The organism is Sediminivirga luteola, assembly GCF_014639315.1.
Lineage (GTDB): Bacteria > Actinomycetota > Actinomycetes > Actinomycetales > Brevibacteriaceae > Sediminivirga > Sediminivirga luteola.
The window spans coordinates 68306-86208 of sequence record NZ_BMFY01000002.1 but is presented as its reverse complement, the minus strand read 5'-3'; the positions used below and the strand labels follow the sequence as shown (position 1 = coordinate 86208).

At 69.9% G+C, this 17903-nt stretch carries 15 protein-coding genes; 8 read left to right on the top strand and 7 right to left on the bottom strand.

Annotated elements, in window-relative coordinates:
* Window positions 1–216: 216 nt before the first annotated feature.
* Window positions 217–1125 (top strand): Lrp/AsnC family transcriptional regulator, encoded by a 909-nt coding sequence (locus tag IEW13_RS02165; protein WP_188549287.1) that lies wholly within the window; start codon window positions 217–219, stop codon window positions 1123–1125.
* Between the two features lie 5 nt (window positions 1126–1130).
* Here IEW13_RS02165 and IEW13_RS02160 read toward each other — a convergent pair whose 3' ends face one another.
* The 3 genes from IEW13_RS02160 to IEW13_RS02150 form a co-directional block, all read right to left on the bottom strand.
* On the bottom strand, window positions 1131–1883 hold the full coding sequence (locus IEW13_RS02160) for an SDR family NAD(P)-dependent oxidoreductase (RefSeq protein ID WP_188549286.1): 753 nt from the start codon (window positions 1881–1883) through the stop codon (window positions 1131–1133).
* Window positions 1884–2074: 191 nt separating this feature from the next.
* Window positions 2075–2986, bottom strand: a complete 912-nt coding sequence (locus IEW13_RS02155; RefSeq protein ID WP_188549285.1) for an SDR family oxidoreductase — start codon at window positions 2984–2986, stop codon at window positions 2075–2077.
* A 178-nt stretch (window positions 2987–3164) separates the two neighbouring features.
* Entirely contained in the window at window positions 3165–3797 is a 633-nt protein-coding gene (locus IEW13_RS02150; protein ID WP_188549284.1) for a TetR family transcriptional regulator, read from the bottom strand.
* Window positions 3798–4157: 360 nt separating this feature from the next.
* Here IEW13_RS02150 and IEW13_RS02145 point away from each other — a divergent pair, with 360 nt between their 5' ends.
* Window positions 4158–6071, top strand: coding sequence for an N-acetylmuramoyl-L-alanine amidase (locus IEW13_RS02145; RefSeq protein ID WP_188549283.1), 1914 nt, complete (start codon window positions 4158–4160; stop codon window positions 6069–6071).
* A gap of 85 nt (window positions 6072–6156) precedes the next feature.
* On the opposite strand, the gene IEW13_RS02140 is transcribed toward IEW13_RS02145, so the two are convergent.
* Complete coding sequence (locus tag IEW13_RS02140; protein ID WP_188549282.1) at window positions 6157–7062, bottom strand: LysR family transcriptional regulator; 906 nt, start codon at window positions 7060–7062, stop codon at window positions 6157–6159.
* Window positions 7063–7134: 72 nt separating this feature from the next.
* Between IEW13_RS02140 and IEW13_RS02135 the strand changes: the two genes are divergently transcribed.
* A complete protein-coding gene (locus tag IEW13_RS02135) occupies window positions 7135–8673 on the top strand; it encodes an aminotransferase class I/II-fold pyridoxal phosphate-dependent enzyme (RefSeq protein WP_188549281.1) in 1539 nt (512 codons plus the stop codon).
* Window positions 8674–8918: 245 nt separating this feature from the next.
* Window positions 8919–9125 (top strand): cold-shock protein, encoded by a 207-nt coding sequence (locus IEW13_RS02130; protein WP_188549280.1) that lies wholly within the window; start codon window positions 8919–8921, stop codon window positions 9123–9125.
* 299 nt (window positions 9126–9424) lie between these two features.
* Here IEW13_RS02130 and IEW13_RS02125 read toward each other — a convergent pair whose 3' ends face one another.
* Window positions 9425–9649: a hypothetical protein gene (locus IEW13_RS02125; RefSeq protein ID WP_188549279.1), complete on the bottom strand. Its 225-nt coding sequence runs from the start codon at window positions 9647–9649 to the stop codon at window positions 9425–9427.
* A gap of 179 nt (window positions 9650–9828) precedes the next feature.
* On the opposite strand from IEW13_RS02125, the gene IEW13_RS02120 reads away from it, so the two are divergent.
* Window positions 9829–10299 carry a carboxymuconolactone decarboxylase family protein gene (locus IEW13_RS02120; RefSeq protein ID WP_188549278.1) on the top strand — a complete coding sequence of 157 codons (471 nt, stop codon included), beginning with the start codon at window positions 9829–9831 and terminating at the stop codon, window positions 10297–10299.
* Window positions 10300–10478: 179 nt separating this feature from the next.
* Here IEW13_RS02120 and IEW13_RS02115 read toward each other — a convergent pair whose 3' ends face one another.
* Window positions 10479–12560, bottom strand: a complete 2082-nt coding sequence (locus IEW13_RS02115) for a BCCT family transporter (RefSeq protein WP_188549277.1) — start codon at window positions 12558–12560, stop codon at window positions 10479–10481.
* Between the two features lie 301 nt (window positions 12561–12861).
* On the opposite strand from IEW13_RS02115, the gene IEW13_RS02110 reads away from it, so the two are divergent.
* Entirely contained in the window at window positions 12862–13026 is a 165-nt protein-coding gene (locus IEW13_RS02110; RefSeq protein ID WP_188549276.1) for a hypothetical protein, read from the top strand.
* Window positions 13027–13125: 99 nt separating this feature from the next.
* Entirely contained in the window at window positions 13126–14175 is a 1050-nt protein-coding gene (lplB, locus tag IEW13_RS02105) for a lipoate-protein ligase small subunit (RefSeq protein ID WP_188549275.1), read from the top strand.
* 40 nt (window positions 14176–14215) lie between these two features.
* On the opposite strand, the gene IEW13_RS02100 is transcribed toward lplB, so the two are convergent.
* Window positions 14216–14659 carry an Lrp/AsnC family transcriptional regulator gene (locus IEW13_RS02100; protein WP_229744878.1) on the bottom strand — a complete coding sequence of 148 codons (444 nt, stop codon included), beginning with the start codon at window positions 14657–14659 and terminating at the stop codon, window positions 14216–14218.
* Window positions 14660–14850: 191 nt separating this feature from the next.
* Here IEW13_RS02100 and IEW13_RS02095 point away from each other — a divergent pair, with 191 nt between their 5' ends.
* Complete coding sequence (locus IEW13_RS02095) at window positions 14851–17877, top strand: aminotransferase (RefSeq protein WP_188549273.1); 3027 nt, start codon at window positions 14851–14853, stop codon at window positions 17875–17877.
* Window positions 17878–17903 lie beyond the last annotated feature (26 nt).

The following is a 17903-nucleotide window of genomic DNA, read 5'->3' as shown; positions in this document are numbered from 1 at the left end:
CTAAGTGAAGCAGAAGGCGTGCTGTATGGTCCTGCATGCTTCGGTTTCGCACTCTCCGCCGTGCAGGAAAGACGAAATCATCGGCACTGGCGCATGAGTGCGCCGCGCGAGCGGATCGGGCACGGGCCCGCGATGATGTGCGAGCTGCGGCGCCGCTGGCGGAGGGGCCGCCAGCGCACTGGGAGACAGCACGCTGGGAGAGGACTAGGGGAACCGGTGGACATCGACGAACGGCTGATCCGGGCGCTGCAGCAGAACGGCCGGGCCAGCTACCGGCAGCTGTCGCAGCAGCTGGGCGTGCCCCGGAACGTGGTCTCGGCGCGCCTGCGGACGCTCCTGGCCCAGGACCGCATCCGCATCGTCGCGGCGGCGGATCCTGCCTTCCTGGGCGAGCACGCCATCGCCCACGTGGCCATCACCGGGCGCGGCGAGCTCACCGGGGTGATCAACCAGCTGAGCGAGCGCATCGACGTGCCGCTGGTCTCGGCGACCTCCGGCATGCACGACCTGGTGGCGGAGGTACGCACCAGCGACACCTCGGCGCTCTACGGCATCCTGGCGTGGATCCGCAGCTTCGAGGAGGTCGCGACGATCAACGTGCTGCTCTACACGGACATCGTCAAGGGCCTTTTCGTGTCCCGGTACGGCGGCGGCAGTACGGTGGACGAGATCGACGCCGAGCTGATCGAGCTGCTGCGACTGGATGGCCGGCGCAGCTACCGTGAGCTCGCCGGGGATGTGCGGCTCTCCCCGACGGCCGTGCGCAACCGGGTGCGGCGGATGCTCGAGGCGGGCATCCTGACCGTGAGCGCGGTGATCACCCATACCGCGCAGAGCGGCCGGGTGAAGGTCGGCATGGGACTGAACCTGGGCGCGCAGACCCGTGAGGTGGTCGAACAACTGGTCGGCTATCCCGAACTGGAGTTCGCCGCGCTGAGCATCGGCCGCTTCGATCTGGTCGCCACCCTCAACTCGGGGGCGCCGGCGGAGCTGTTCTCCCGGCTGGAGGACATCAAGGGACTGCCGGGCGTGGACCGGATGGAGACCTGGTTCCACCTCACCACGTTCAAAGAGGACTACGCGCGCTCGACGTCCCTGCCGTTCGCGCAGTCCGCCCGCAGGTAACCGTCTCAGCCGCCTCCGGTCACCCGGATCTCGGTGCCGGTGACGTAGGCGGCGTCCTCGGAGACGAGGTACGCGACGGCTGCGGCGACTTCCTCGGGCTCGCCGGCGCGCTGCAGGGGGAAGTCCTTCGCGCGCTCTTCGGGGGCATCGGGGACGCCGGCGTCGGCGTGGATCTCGGTGCGGATGGTGCCCGGCGTGACCGTGTTGACCCGGATGCCGTCGGGTCCGGCCTCCTTGGACAGTCCCACGGTGAGGGTGTTGAGTGCCGCCTTGGACATGGCGTAGGGGATGTAGCGGTTCGGCGCCCCGTTGCCGGCGACGATGGAGGAGATGTTCACGATTGAGCCGGGACGGCCGCTCTCGCGGAGATGGCCGACGAGATGCTGCGAGAGCAGGATCGGGGCGAAGGCGTTGAGCCGGAACATGAACTCGGTGTGCTCGAGGTCCACCTGTTCGAACGGCCCGACGCGACCGGTCACGCCGGCATTGTTGATCAGGTGGTCCAGCTGCCCGAACTCCGCGATGGCGGCCGGCACGAGCCGCGCCGCCTGCGTCAGGTCCGCCAGATCGGCCTGGACCATGTGCACGCTGGCGCCTGCCGCGCGGCAGGCGGCTGCGGTCGCCTCCGCCTCCTGGGCGCGGGCCCGGTAGTTCAAGACGAGGTCGTGCCCCTCGGCTGCGAGGCGGCGGGCGATGGCGGCGCCGATGCCGCGGCCGCCTCCTGTGACGAGGGTGACGGGACGAGGTGATGCGGTCATGCGCTCACGATAGACCGCTGGCCCGGGGCGGTGGAACGTTAAGTTCCGGTGCCCGCGGCTCGCGTCGTGCGGACGCCACCTGGACGCAACAGGACCCGCTCGGGCGGAGCGGGTCCTGTTGCCGCCGGGGACGCCCCGGCGGTACCGGCCTGACCGGCGTCAGCATGGGGCCGGCTCAGGTGCTCAGGGGCTCACGGCGAGGTCTTGCCGCCGTTGACGTGCAGGGTCTCACCCACCACATAGCTGGATTCGGCTGAGGTCAGGAAGACATAGGCGGGGGCGAGTTCCACCGGATGCCCGGCCCGGCCCATCCAGACGTCCTGGCCGAACTCCGGCAGCGCGTCCTTCGGCTGGCCGTCGGAGACCTGCAGTACCGTCCACACCGGCCCGGGGGCCACGGCGTTCACCCGGATTCCCTTCGGCGCGAGCTGCTGGGCCACGCCCTTGGTGAAGTTGTTGATGGCGGCTTTGGTGGAGGCGTAGTCCAGCAGGTGCGCGGAAGGATCGTACGCCTGGATCGAGGTGGAGTTGACGATGGTGGATCCCGGCGGAAGGTGCGGAACCGCGGCCTGGGTGACCCGGAACATCGCGTGGATGTTCGTGGCGAAGGTGTCCTCCCACTGTTCGGGCGGCAGATCGGCGATGTCCTCCACGGCGATCTGCCGGCCGGCGTTGTTGACCACCGCGTCCAGCCCACCGAGCTCCTCGGCCGCGCGATCCGGCAGGGAGGAGGCGTACTCGGGATCGGACAGATCGCCGGGAAGGGCGACCGCTTTGCGCCCGGCGGCCTCGATCAGAGAGATGACGACCTTCGCGTCGTCACCCTCGGCGGGCAGATAGCCGAGGGCCACATCGGCGCCCTCCCTGGCGAAGGCGATCGCGACGGCCGCGCCGATGCCGGAGTCGGCTCCGGTGATGAGCGCTTTGCGCCCCTCCAGCCGGCCCAGCCCCCGGTAGGTCTGCTCGCCGCGGTCCGCCGACGGCTCCAGATCCCGGTCCAGGCCGGGTTCGGCCTGATGCTGCTTGGGCGGCGAGAGCGTCGGGTACCGCGTGACGGGATCGCTGAACGTGAGCTGGTCGAGTGCACTGCTGGATTCGGTCATGATGGTCCTCCTCCTGATGGCGCTGCCGTAGGTGCCCACCACGTTTCCCCTGCCCAGGGCGTATGTCAAGGGTGGTGTGGGACTCGTCACCGGCGTGCTCCCGAGGCGTGGGCCGGGGCCGTGGCAGCCGGGAAGCAGTCAGGAAGCCAGGGGTGCGCTCTGGCCTGCGGGCCGCCGCTCAGGCGCGTGGGGCAGGTGCCGCCAGCGCCTCGTCGACGAGCCGCTCGGGGTCCTGGGCGCCCAGCCCGCGCAGGACCAGGGGCACCAGCGGCAGGCGGGGATCCAGCGGAGGGGTCGTGTTCTCCGCTCCCGCGCGGGAACCGTGGACGACCGCCACCAGGAACCGGGCTCCCTCCTCGGCGCCGGGCTCACCTGGGAGTTCGCCCTGCTGCTGCGCTTCGCGGAGGAAGACGCCGACCAGTTCCCTCCACTGCGGCAGGGGCGAGTCGATGCCGAGGTCCCGGAGGCTCTTGTCCAGCGGGAAGTCGAACGCCGCGGCCGCGACCGGATCGGCTTCCAGGCGTTGTCCGCTGAGGTGCAGGAAGCAGAGCAGCCCGCGCAGGCCGCCACCGGGGAAGACGGTGCGCGCCTGGGCGTCGCACTCGTTCAGGGCTGCGCCGAGCGCCGCGACGAGGTCGATCGCCAGCGAGCGCTTGGTGGGGTAGTGGTAGGCGAGGACGCCCTTGGACAGACCCAGGCGGGCGCCGATGGCGGAAAGACTGGAGTCGCCGTACCCGTGCTCCGCCATCTCATCGGCGGCGGCTTTCAGAAGCCGCTTCCGGGTCGCGGCCGAGCGCTGTGCTTGTGTCATTCTGCACAGCATAATGGAGCCTTGTGAAAAACCGGCGCAGGTCGACTTGTGCCTTTTTACCGGCCGGCTGGAGACCAGCCTCGGAGGAGGCAGCGGTGCGGCCGCATGGTATGGCGGCAAGCCGGATCACGGAATGGTAAACGACCAGCCGCGTAATTCCCTGGTCCGGGTGGCGCCTCTGCCGGCTCCGCACGCAGCCGCCGCGCGGCAGGGCGGGGCCCCGACTTCCGAAGCCGCGCGACGCCGATATGGCGTGTGGCGCGCGTGACATGGGAATCAGCCCGTGGCACAGTTGTGGGAGCAAGTATTAAGGTTTCGCAATAATCTGCTGAACACCGACTCAACACCATGGTGAGGATTATGACTTCAGCACTCGTGCACACCGCAGCGGCCGGCTTCCTCCTGCCGGGCCTGCTGCTTTTCGGAGGCACTCTTCCCCCGAGTCCTGCCGCCGGCGTCTCGCTTGCCGGCGGTCTCACCGGGAACAGCACACCGGCCCCGGACGCTCCCGATGAGGACGCGGACGAGGAAGGCGGCCAGGACAATGCGGTCCAGGAGGGCGACGCGCAGGTGGAGACCCTGCAGGAATCTCTCCCTGAGACAGCAGACGAGACGGCGCAGATCGAGGTCGATGCCTCCGCCGCCGTGGTCGTCGGAGTCACCTGGGAATCGCCGGCGGACGACGGCGAGGAACTCGAGGTGGAGATCCGCACCCGCATCGACGGCCAGTGGGGTCCCTGGGAGGAGATGCACTTCGCCGACAGCGGCCCTGATCCCGACTCGGAGGAACACCGTACCGCCCGTCCCGCCACCGAGGCGTACAACGTCTCCGGCGCCGAGGCCGTCGAGATCCGCGAGGCGGGCAGCTCTCCCGGCGATATCGCCGGTGAGGTGACCGTCTCCCAGACCGAGATCACCGAGACCGACCGGGCGGTCACCGAGGGCACCGGGCTGAATGCCCTGATCCAGGACGGCCTCGTGGCCGAGGCCGAGGGCGTGGACGCCCTCACCGTGAACGCGCCCCGGATCATCACCCGGGCCGGCTGGGGCGCCAATGAGAGCCTGCGCCGCTGCGATCCGGACATCAGCAGCCAGGCGCCGCTGGGAGTCACCATCCACCACACCGCCGGCAGCAACACCTACACGGAAGCCGCCGTGCCGGGGATCCTCCGCGGCATCCTGAACCACCACACGCAGGGCAACGGCTGGTGCGACGTGGGGTACAACTTCCTGGTGGACCGCTTCGGCAATGTCTACGAGGGACGCTCCGGCGGCATCAACGAACCGGTCATCGGCGCCCACGCCGGCGGGTTCAACGCGCGGACGGTGGGCGTATCGGTCCTGGGCACCTTCACCTCCTCGGCTCCGCCCGTCGCCGCCCGGAACGCGGTGGCCCGCATCGCCGCCTGGAAGGCCGACCAGTTCGGCATGAACCCGACCGGTCAGGTGACGATCACCAGCAACGGCAGCACCCGGTACCCCAGCGGCCAGGAAGTCCGGCTGCCGACGATCTTCGGTCACCGGGACGTCTCCACGACCGAGTGCCCGGGCAACGCCTTCTATCCGCAGCTCGGGTCGATCCGCACGACCGCCGCGCAGATCCTCCAGGACGAGCGCTACCCGGTGGTCGGGGCGATCCGGAACTACCTGAACGCCAATGCGCAGGCCCGGGCCAAGCTGGGAGCGCCCGTTGAGGCCGAGCGGAGGCTCCCCGACGGCGGGGCGGTGCAGACCTTCGAGGGCGGCAGCGTCCACTGGACCCAGGCGACCGGCGCCTACGGCACCTGGGGCGGGATCCGGAACCGCTGGCGCGATCTGAGCTGGGAGCGCGGCCCGCTGGGGTATCCGACCTCGAACGAGCGCTGCGGCCTCAAGGACGGCGGCTGCGTCCAGGACTTCCAGGGCGGCAGCATCCACTGGAAGCAGGGCGTGGGCGCTCATCCCACCTGGGGCGGCATCCGCAACAAGTGGCGCGACGTCGGCTGGGAGAACAGCAATCTGGGCTACCCGGTCCGCGCTGAGATCTGCGGGCTGCGCGGCAACGGCTGCTACCAGCGATTCGAGGGCGGGGACATCCACTGGTCCCCGTCGACGGGGGCGCACCCGACCTGGGGCGGGATCCGGACGGCCTGGGGCTCGCAGGGATACGAGGGCGGCCGGCTCGGCTACCCCACCTCGGACGAGTACGTCCGCGACGGCCGCACCTGGCAGGACTTTCAGGGCGGACGGATCTCCTGGCGCTCCGGTCAGGGCACCCAGATCCACTACAACTGACCCGTTCCGGGCCGTCCTTCACCGCGGGCCCGGCCGGCAGGGAGCACTCCCCGCCGGCCGGGCCCGCGCGTGCATGCGGGGCGGTTCAGGCTCCGCCGCTGTGGGCGACCAGCAGCCGTTCCAGTTCGTCGATGACGGGCGGGCGCGGGGACAGGCGCGAGACGAACCGGACGCGGCGCATCCCCAGGTCCTGGGCGGCCGGCACCATCGCCACCCGGGCGCGGTGGTCCACCGCCGAGGGCACCACGAGCGCCACGCCGACGCCGGCCTCCACGAAGGCGTGAATGAGTCCGTAATCGTCGCTGTGCAGCAAAGTCCGCGGTTCGAAACCGGCGGCACCGCAGCCGGCCATGAGCGCGCGCTCACCGGCCTCGAGGAGATTGCGCGCCCGGATCCAGCCATCGGCGGCCAGATCCGCCAGATCGACCGGCCCGGAGCCGGCGGCGGGATGGTCCTGCCCCAAGAGCACCTGGAAGGGCTCATGCTCCAGGACCACCTCGCGCAGATTCGCCGCTTCCGCACCGGAGATGCCCGGATCCGTGCCCAGGTCGTAGAGCAGGGCGCAGTGCAGCTCGCCCTCGGCAAGGCGGCTCTCCAGCTCCCAGATCTCCCCCTCGAAGAGCTCGACGCGCACCCGGGAGCCGGCGCCGAGCGCGGCCAGCGCCCGGGGGAGGAGGCGAGCGCCGGCAGAGGCGAAGGTCCCGATCCGCAGCGTGACCATGCCGTGATCGCGCCAATCGGCGACTTCACGCTCGGCGGCCTTGACCTGCGCCATCGCCGTCCGGGCATGCAGCAGGAAGGCGCGGCCGGCCTCGGTGAGGACGGCTCCGGTGCGGCGGCGCTCCACGAGGGTGACTCCCAGATGGCGTTCGAGTGCCCGCAGATGGTGGCTCACGGTGGGCTGGCCGAAGTGCAGCTCACGGGCGGCCCCCGCAAGGGACCCGGTGCGCTCCACGGCGTCCAGGACGGCGAACTGACGAAGATCCAGCATCCATACAGCATATGGTGGATGGCCGGATAGAGTGCTCTTCCGGACGATGTTCTGTGGTGATGTGATGGAGTCATGCACGTTCACCGCGACAGTCAGCACGCCACCCCGTATGCCAGCCAGCTCGAAGCGATGGCCGCCCTCGGCTACCAGCGCTTCCACGTGCCCGCCCATCAGGGGGATACCGGGGCCGCGGCCAATCTGGCGTCGCTTCTGGGTGCTCGCGCGGTGGAGCTGGACTTCCCGATGCTCATCACCGAGGTCGACCTCGCCACCGGCGACTGGCACCGCACCGACATCCCGGCGCCGATCGACCGCTCCCTCGACCTCGCCGCGCAGGCATGGGGCGCCGCCCGCGCCTGGTACCTGACGAATGGCGCCTCCATCGGCAACCACGTCATGACCCTGGCGCTCGGGACGCTCGGCCGGGAGGTGATCTGCCAGCGCAGCGTGCACTCCAGCACGATCGACGGGATGATGCTCGCCGGCTTGGATCCGCTCTTCGTGCAGCCGAGCGTTGATCTGGAACTGGGCTCGGCGCACGGCGTCACCGCGGCGCAGGTGTCCGAGGCGCTCGCGGAGCGGCCCGGCGCCGTGGCCGTCATCGTGGTGAGCCCCAGCTACTTCGGCGCCGTCGCCGACATCGCCGCGATCGCCGAGGTGGTCCATGCGGCCGGAAAGCCGCTCATCGTCGACGAGGCCTGGGGATCCCATTTCGGCTTCCATCCCGGCTTGCCGTCGGGGGCCATCCGCGCTGGGGCGGATCTGGTCATCTCCAGCACCCACAAGGGCGCCGGCAGCCTGACGCAGTCCGCGATGCTGCTGCTGGGTGACGGCCCCCACGCCGAAGTGCTGGAGTCGGCGGTCGACCGGGTCATGCGGACGGTCCAGTCGACCAGCTCCAGCGCCCTTCTGATGGCGTCCCTGGACCATGCCCGCCGGTACCTGGCCACGGAAGGCGAGCGGGCCTTCGGCGAGTCCCTGGAGGGAGTGGCGCGTCTGCGTGCCGCGATCGCCCGGGACGGCCGGTTCGCGGAGGTGCGCGAGCGGATCCTGGAGTTCCCCGATGTAGTGGACGTGGATCCGCTCAAGGTCGTCATCGACACCCGCGTCGGCGGGATCTCCGGCCACCTCGCCCAGACCGTCCTGATGCACGAGCACCGGGTGATCGTCGAGATGGCCACCGACCGCGCCATCGTGCTGGTCGTCGGTCCGGGAAACCCCGTCGACGTGGAGCGGCTGATGGCCGCGCTCACCGCGCTCCCACGGGAGGATGAGCCGGCCGATGCGGCGCCGGGCGCCCCGGGAAGCGGAGCCGCTCTGGAGTCCTATGCGGCCCTCACCCGCCTTGCGCCCCCTGCGCCGGGACCTCGGGCACTGACGCTGAGGGAGGCGTTCTTCGCTCCCGCCGAGCTCGTGGACGCCGATGCGGCCATCGGCAGGGTGTCGAGCGATTCGCTGGCGGCGTACCCGCCCGGCATCCCGAACGCCACCCCCGGAGAGGTCCTGACCGAGGAGACGGTGCGGTTCCTGCAGGCGATCGCGCAGGCGCCCTCGGGCTATGTGCGCGGCGCCGCGGCAGCGGGGTGCGCGCAGTTCCGCGTAGTTCGTTGACCGGGGATGTTCTCGTCAGGCCGATGATCGGGTAGAGTATTCATCACGGACGCAACAACGAGTCCGTACAGCACGTACGACGTTAAGGATCTGACATCTCCCAGCACCGCGAGCGCCAGGCCGCGGGGGCTTCACGAATTCATCATCCCCTCCCATAGATTTCCAGTTTTCGCGCCGCCAAAGCGTGGAAGAAAGAAGTCGCCACACCTTGGCGGCAGTAATCAAGAAAGAAAAGAGATACAGGCATGGCCACAGGCACTGTCAAATGGTTCAACTCCGAGAAGGGCTTCGGCTTCATCTCCAATGACGACGGAAGCGGCGACGTGTTCGCTCACTTCTCCGCCATTTCGGGAAGCGGATTCCGCAACCTCGAGGAGAACCAGCGAGTCGAGTTCGATGTGGTCCAGGGCCAGAAGGGTCTTCAGGCGGAGAACATCCGCTCTGCTGAGTGATCACTCAGGGAACACGTGAAACCGCCCCGGTGCCGTAAGGCGCCGGGGCGGTTTCTTCGTCTGCGCGTGTGATCGCGCCGACCCCCTCGGGATTGACGCCACGCACCCGGCGGGATTGACCCGGCGGGATCGACTGGGCGACGTCCGGCTCGGACCGAGCGAAAAGCCACGGCTGTTTCAAGAACCCGCGCGTGATCTGCCGTGGGAGTTCGGCAGCAGCCGTGGCTTTTGCGACCGGCAGCGCGCACTGGAGCGCCGGAGACGACAACGCCCCCGCAGGCTGCGGGGGCGTGCAGTCCTTAGTAGGAGGACGTCGCGGCGTTGGGATCGGATTTGCCCTCGGCCGGGTTCCGCACGCCGTAGCCCAGGAAGTGCTGCGGCACGGCGAAAGCCAGGCTGATGACCACGATGCCGGCGGTGAACACCCAGCCGGCCAGATTCGGCGGTACGGAGAACGCGAAGCCCAGCAGGCTGGCGCCCGCGACGAACAGCGCGATGAAGAAGACGGCGGTGACGTATCGCATCGGAGAGAACCTCATGGGGTCGGTGGCACTTCTGTCCCAGTATCTCATGAGCGCCGATGCCATCCGGGCGCGTCGCCCCACCCGGGCGTCCGCCCCGCATCGCAGGGCTCGGTCTCCGCTGATCGTTCTTCTGCCGGCGGGGTCCGCCGCGACCCGCCGCCGGTGACATAGTGGAGGGCATGAGCGAACGCCTCCGCATCGACCGGTTGCACGAGGGGCCCTTTCGCGCCCTGAACGCCCTGCTCCGGGAAGTCCGCCGCAGTACGCGAGAGGCGGGCCTGGACCGCGCCGTCGCGGAACTGCTCTGCCTGCGCGTCTCCCAGCTCAATGGCTGCGGCGCATGCATCCGCGTGCACACCGGCTTCGCCTTGCGGGCCGGGGTCTCCCAGGACCGGCTCGATCTGCTGGCCGGCTGGCGGGAGGCGCGGACGTTCTCCGCGCAGGAACGTGCCGCCCTGGAGATCGCCGAGGCCACCGTGCTCGCGGTCCCAGCCGGGGAAGCGGCGGGTGTTCCCGGCGTGGGGCTGGACGAGGAATCCTATGCCAGGCTGAGCGGGCTCTTCACCGAAGCGCAGTTCTCCGCGCTGCTGTGGAACGCCGTGCTCATCAGCGCGTACAACCGGATGACATTGTTCAGCGGCCGCGAATAAGCGCCGGCCGCGAGCAAGCGTCCCGTGCGCGGCAGGGCGGCCGCTCGAACGGCATGACCTCACCGGAGTGGTCCCAGAGCGTCCCGCGCGCGATAGAGCGGCCGGACATGCGCCGGGGCGCCGCGAGGGAGATACAGCTCCCTCGCGACGCCCCGCGGACGATCTCCAGTACAGGCGGTTCAGCGTCCCTGGGTGCCCGGTGCCTCTCCACGGTCGCGAGGACCCTGACCGTTATCAGGACCACCATCGCCGCCGGTGTCCGGGACGACCGGGTCCGCAGGAGTTCCCGCTGCCGCATCGCGTTCCTCGCCGTTGCTCAGCTGCTGCTCCACGCGGAAGGCCTGGCCCTCGGCGGAGGCCTCGAACTCCGGGGTGTCGAACACCTCGCCGCCGAGCGGATCTGTCGGGGTCTTCTCTTCGTCCACGCTCACGGTACCCGTCTCCGGGTCCACCTGGATCGCGTTGCTGGGAATGTCCGTGACGGCCAGCGCAACCGGCTCGGGAGCGGCCGCGACGGCTTCCTGGACGGGCGGGTAGTCGAGCCCGGCGAACGTGGCGGACACATTCCACCGTCGTCGTCGGGTCGCCGTGGCGGCAGCCGGCCCGGACGGGGCGGCCGCAGTCCCGGGGGCTGCCGCATCGGCCGCCAGGCCTGAGGCGGCCAGCTCGGCGGCCTCGCCCACGGGACGCACCGAGACGTACCGGGGCATGGCGGTAGCCTCGTAGTGGAAGGCACGCAGCAGCGCCGCGCACGCGAGCACCATCACCAGGGAGAACGGCACTGCGGTGGCGATGGATACGGTCTGCAGCGCGGTCAGGGAGGCGGTTCCTCCCACCAGCAGGAGCAGCGCCGCGGCCACACCCTCCAGGAGAGCCCAGTACACCCGGGTCAGGCGTGGGGTCTCCACATCGCCGCCGCTGGCCAGGACGTCGATCACGAGGGAGCCGGAGTCGGAGGACGTCACGAAGAAGAACACGATCACGAGCATCGCGACGACGCTGGTGAGGACGCCCAGGGGCAGGGTCTCCAGGAGCTGGAACAGCGTGGTGTCGGCATTCACTTCGCCGTCGACGAGCATATCGCCGTACTCGCGCTGACGGAGGATGCCGGAATCGCCGAACACCGTGAACCAGATGGTGCCGATCAGCGTCGGCGCGATCAGGACCCCGGCGACGAACTCCCGGATGGTCCGGCCACGGGAGATCCGCGCGATGAACATGCCCACGAACGGCGCCCAGCTGATCCACCAGCCCCAGTAGAAGATGGTCCAGCCCGCGGCCCAGCCATCGTCGGACAGCGGGGCGGTGCGCAGCATGAGCTCCGGCAGCGCGGCCACGTACCCGCCCAGGTTCTGCACCCAGGACTGCAGGAGGAACAGCGTCGCCCCGGCGAACAGCACGAACAGCATCAGCCCGGCGGCCAGCAGCATATTGATGTTGGAGAGCCACTTCAGGCCCTTGTGCACCCCGGTCACCACGGAGAAGATGGCGATCGCGGTGATCCCGCCGATCAGCACCAGGAACAGGCCGTTGGAGCGCTCGGCCCAGCCCAGGTACTCCAACCCCGCCATGATCTGCTGGACGCCGAAGCCCAGCGAGGTCGCGACGCCGAACAGCGTGCCGATGATGGCGACGGCGTCGATCAGGTGCCCGAGCCACCCTTCCGTCCGCTGCCGGCCGATCATCGGCTCCAGCAGCCAGCGGATGGACAGCGGCCGGCCCTTGCGGAACGTCATGTACGCCAGGCCCAGCCCGACGATGACATAGATCGCCCAGGCGTGCAGGCCCCAGTGGAAGACGGTGAGGTTCATCGCCTGACCCGCGGCGGGGTCGGTGCCGCCCTCGATGCCGCCGGCCTCCGGCGGTGTGATGTAGTGCGAGAGAGGTTCGGCCACGCCGTAGAACACCAGCCCGATGCCCATGCCGGCGGAGAACAGCATGGTGAACCACGACAGCAGTGAGAACTCGGGCGTCTCATCGTCCCGTCCCAGGCGGATGTTGCCGATGCGGGAGACGCCGCAGTAGATGGCGAAGACCACGAAGACGGTCACCGTCAGCACGTACCACCAGCCCACGCCGCTTGTGATCGCGGCGTTGAGCGCGTCGAAGGCCTCGCCGCCGGTGCGCCCGTAGACGAGCGAGAAGATGAGAAGCCCGGCGATGACGACGGAGGCGGTGAGGAAGACCGGCTTGTTGAGCCCTTTCCACACCTTCGCCACGTTCCAGTGGCTGATCGTCCTTTCGGAGCCGCTGTCGGCCATGATCCCTCCTGGTTCGTGAAGTCACGTGTACGTTACGTGCCAGGCACGTGACGGCGGCACAGGAAGAGTACTCCCTGCATAGTGCAGATCATCGTGACCTTATCGTGATTTTGGGGGCGTCTGCCAAGTCCTCCCAGTGTGACCAGCGCAAACATGACCCGGCGGGTGCGTGCCGAGGAGGGGCGCTGTATTGTCGGGTGCACCGAGGCCTGTTTCGCGCCTGGTGCCGTTAACGTCCATCAGATAACGGACGGGCGCGGCAGCGGGGCCGGGCCTGCAGCGACATATGAGGAGGCTGATCATGAGCACGGAGAACCCGGAGCAGAACGGCACCCCGGAAGAAGAGCAGGACAGCCAGGAGACCACGAGCACCACGCCGGACGGCGGCCCGCGTGGCGAAGACGAACTCGTGGACGAATGGGAGGAGCAGTCCTTCCCCGCGAGTGATCCGCCGGCGCACTACTGACAGCGGACGGCGCGCGCCGACCCCATCGCGGAGGCCGCCGGCACGGGACATCCGTACCGGCGGCCTTCGTCATGTCGTGAGAGGGGAGACAATGGAGTCGTGAGAGCCGATTACAAGATTCAGGGCGGCAAGCTCGTGGTCGCCGATGTCGAGACCGAGGACGGCCTGATCTCCCGGGCGTCCATCAGCGGCGATTTCTTCCTGGAGCCGGATGAGGCGCTGGAGCGGATCAACTCGTCCCTGACCGGGCTGCCGGCGAATGCGGGCAACGAGCGCATCGCCGCGGCCGTGAACGGCGCCCTCCGGGAGGACGACGTCCTCTTCGGGATCACCGCCGAGGGCATCGCGGTGGCGGTGCGCCGGGCGCTGGGCAACGCCAGCTCCTGGGACGATCTGGAGTTCGAGGTGATCGCGGGCCCCACGGTGAGCCCGACGCTGAACCTGGCGCTCGACCAGGTCCTGATCGACGAGATCGCCGCGGGTAGGCGCGGGCCGATGTTCCGCACCTGGGAGTGGAACGCGCCGCTGCTGGTCATCGGCTCCTTCCAGTCCTACGACAACGAGGTCAACCCCGAAGGCGTCGCCCGTCACGGCATCACGGTCTCCCGCCGGATCACCGGCGGCGGCGCCATGTTCATGGAGCCCGGCAATGCCATCACCTACTCCCTGTACGTCCCCACCTCGCTGGTGGAGGGGCTCAGCTACGTCCAGGCATACGCCTATCTGGACGAGTGGGTGATGGGGGCGCTGGCGGGCATCGGCGTCAAAGCGCGCTACGTCCCCCTCAATGACATCGCCTCCGAGGAGGGGAAGATCGGCGGTGCGGCGCAGAAGCGGTTCTCCTCCGGGTGGCTCCTGCATCACGTGACCATGTCCTACGACATCGACGCGGTCAAGATGCTGGAGTGCATGCGGATCGGCAAGGAGAAGCTGCGGGGCAAGGGCACCGCCTCGGCGGCCAAACGGGTGGACCCGATGCGCTCGCAGACCGGGATGAGCCGGGAGGCGATCGTCGATGCCTTCCTGGCGCATTTCTCCGGCCTGTACGCCTCCCGTCCCGCCTCCCTCACCGAGGCGGAGCTGGCGGCCGCCCGGGTGCTGGAGCAGGAGAAGTTCCTGAACCCGGAGTGGGTGCACCGCGTGCCCTGAGCAACGCCCGCGTCCGGGGCGAGCCGGACGTCGCTGCGTCTCAGCGCCAGGTGAACCGGTGGGTGTGGATGCGGTAGTAGCTGAACGTCTCCACCCGGGCCACTCCCGGCAGCGCCTTGATGGTGCCGTTGATCACGTCGAACAGGGCATCGTTGTCCCGCGCGACGACCTCCACGAGCAGATCGACCGACCCGGCCACGAGCACGACGTATACGACCTCGTCGATCTGCCCGAGCGCATCGGCGACCTCCTGCGCGTCCCCGGCCACCTGCACCCCCAGCATGGACATCGACTGATATCCCAGGCGCAGCGGATCGGAGACGCCGACGACCTGGAGCACGCCCTGCTCGTGCAGCCGCCTGACGCGCAGCCGCGCCCCGCTGGCGGAGATCCCGGTGCGCGTGGCCAGCTCCGCGTAGGAGAGCCTGCCGTCCTCCTGGAGCAAGCTCATCAGCTGCCGGTCGGTGTCATCGAGTTCGGTCACCCCCTCATGGTAAGCGCGCCGCGTGCCCGGGCCCGCTGCCCGGAAGGGAACCGGAAGAAAGCGCGGAAGAGGGCCCGAGCGAGACCCGGATGAAGGCGAATGGTCGCCCACGGGCACAAAAAGTGCTGAATCGGCATCATCTATCGGTATAGGATGCCGATACAGCATTCTTCTGCGTGTGAGGACTCACTATGACGGCACCACTGGACGAGGGCCTGCCCCGCCCCGAGATCGATGCCCGGCTGGCGACAGAACTCGCCGGCGACCGCTTCGGTGTCTCCGGGCAGGTGCAGGAACTCGGCAGCCAGCAGGACCGGAACTTCCTCATCCAGACCGGTGAAGGCCGCCGGCACCTGCTCAAGATCAGCAACCCCGCCTCCACCCGGGCGGAAGTGGAGGCGCAGAACGCCGTCATGGCCGCGGTGCGGCACGCCGGTCAGGAGGCGGCGCTCCCGGGACTCCGGGCGCCCCGCGTACTGCCGAGCCTGGCCGGCCGGGAGATCGAGGCGGTCGCCCTGGGTGGACGTGAGCACCTGGTCCGGCTGCTGGACTTCCTCGACGGGGAGCCGCTCATCGGTTTTCCCTACGCCGGACCCGGCACGCTCGCCGGGCTGGGGGCGCTCGCCGGCAGGGTGTCCGTGGCGCTCGACGGGCTCGAGCATCCCGGGTTGGAGCGCCGGCTGCAATGGGACTTGCGGCGAGCTCCCGAGGTGATCGAATCCCTCGCCAGGTTCGTCCGCGACGCGGGCCGGCGCGAGCTCGTCCTGCACGCGGCCCGGAACGCCGCCCGCAGGCTGGCCGGGCTGACGGCGGAACTGCCGCAGCAGGCCGTCCACGGAGACCTGACGGATGACAACGTCGTCGCCGTCCGCCGTGAATCCGGGGAACCGGAACTGGCCGGCATCATCGACTTCGGAGATGCCATGCGCAGTTGGCGGATCACCGAGCTCGTGATGGTGTGCACCACCGCCCTGCACCGCGAGCCGGATCGTCCGCTAGCGGTGCTGCCGGCCGTGACCGGGTTCCACCGGCAGCGGGCTCTGCTGGAGGCGGAAGTGGAGGCGCTATGGCCGCTCCTGGTGCTGCGCGGGGCCGTCCTGGTCGTCTCCGGGGAACAGCAGCTCGCCGTCGATCCCGGGAACGACTACGCCGCCGAGGCGATCGAGCGCGAATGGGACGTTTTCGCCGCGGCGGAGTCCTTGCACCCGGCCGTGGCCGGAGCCGCTCTGCGGACGGCGCTGGGACTCGGTCACGCCCCCGTCCAGGCCGTCCCGGCTGCTGCCCCCGGCGCGCTGGACGGGCCGAGCCTCCTGCCCGAGGGAGCGACGGGCAGGATCGTGGACCTGAGCTGGGAATCGCGGCAGCTGCGCGACGGCGAATGGCTGGAACCGGGGTTCTCCGGCGCAGATCCGGAGCCCACCGCCGTCGAGCGCCGGCACATCGATGCGGTGCTCGGCTCGGGAGAAGTGGCCGTGCTCCGCTACGGCGAACCGCGACTGACCCGCGCCGGCGGGCCGGGGACCGCTGCGCCGGAGAACACGGCGCTATTCGCCGAACTGCACTCCGCCGCCGCGCTGGAGGTCCGGGCGCCCTTCGCCGGGACGCTTCATGCCACCGGCCACGGGATGCTGCTGCGCGCGAACGACGACTCCGCCGCGCTCCTGATGCAGGGGCTCATTCCCGGCGGCGAGCAACCACAGCCGGTCCGGGTCCAGGCGGGGCAGCTGATCGGGACCACCGGCGCGCTCCGGCTCTGGCACCTGGCCGCCACCGCCCTGGCCGGCGCCGGGCCGGACGGTTCGGGGCTTCCCGCGCCCCGGGCCTTCGTCCGGGCCGCCGAGCTCGACGGCTGGGCGACGGTCTTCGCGGACCCTGCCCCGTTCATCGGCGCCCATGTGCTGCCCGCTGCGCGCCGCGCGCGCAGGATCGACCCAGCCGAGGACCTGGCCCGGCGCGAAGCGGCCTTCGACGCCCTGCAGGGGCACTACTACCAGGCGCCTCCCCAGATCGAACGCGGCTGGCGCGAGTTCCTGATCGACACCGACGGACGCCACTACCTCGACATGGTCAACAACGTGGCCGCGGTCGGTCACGGCCACCCCCGGCTCGCGGACGCCGCCGCCGATCAGTGGCGCATGCTCAATACCAACTCGCGGTTCCACTACCGCGTCGTCGCCGAGTTCAGCGAACGGCTGCTCTCGCTCATGCCGCCGGGCTTCGACACCGTGCTGCTGGTGAACTCGGGGACCGAAGCCGTGGATCTGGCGCTGCGGCTCGGCCAGGCCTTCACCGGCAGGCCAGACGTGATGTGCGTCCACGAGTCCTATCACGGCTGGTCCATCGGCGCCGATGCCGTCTCCACCTCCCTGTCCGACAACCCGCTCGCCGATGAGACCAGACCGGACTGGGTGCACCCGGTGCCCGCCCCGAACGCCTACCGCGGCCGGTACCGGGGACCGGACGCCGGGCAGCGGTACGCCGCGGAGGCGGAGGCGGAACTGGCCCGGCTCACGGCTGCGGGCCGGGCGGTGGGCACGTACATCGCCGAGCCCCGGAACGGGAACGCCGGAGCGATCCCCACGCCCCCGGGCTATCTGGAGCGGATCTACGCCGCCGTGCGCGCTCAGGGCGGCATCGTCATCGCCGACGAGGTCCAGGTGGGCTGCGGCCGGCTCGGCGAGATGTTCTGGGGGTTCCAGGAGCACGGGGTGGTGCCGGACGTCGTCACCGTCGCCAAAGCGCTGGGCAACGGCCACCCCCTCGGCGCCGTGATCACCCGCAAGGAGATCGCGCAGGCGCTGACCCGCCAGGGCGCGTTCTTCTCCTCCGCGGCCGGCAGCCCGGTCAGCTGCCGCATCGGGATCGAGGTGCTGGACATCATCGAGCAGGAGGGCCTGCAGGCGAATGCGGCCGCCATCGGTGAGCGGCTGCGAGCCGGGGCGGAGGCGCTGGCCGGACGGCACCGTCTCATCGGCGCCGTCCACGGCCGCGGCCTGTATCAGGGCATCGAGCTGGTGCGCGACCGGGAGACGCTCGAGCCGGCGGTCGAGGAGACCCGCGCGCTGTGCGCCCGGATGCTGGAACTCGGCGTCATCGTCCAGCCCACTGGGGATCGGCAGAACGTGCTGAAGGTCAAGCCGCCGATGTGCCTGAGCCCTGCCAGCGCCGATCACTTCATCGAGGCGCTCGACCGCGTCCTGACCGAGCTCGGCGGCTAGAGCGCGGCAAGGTCCCGCCCAGACCC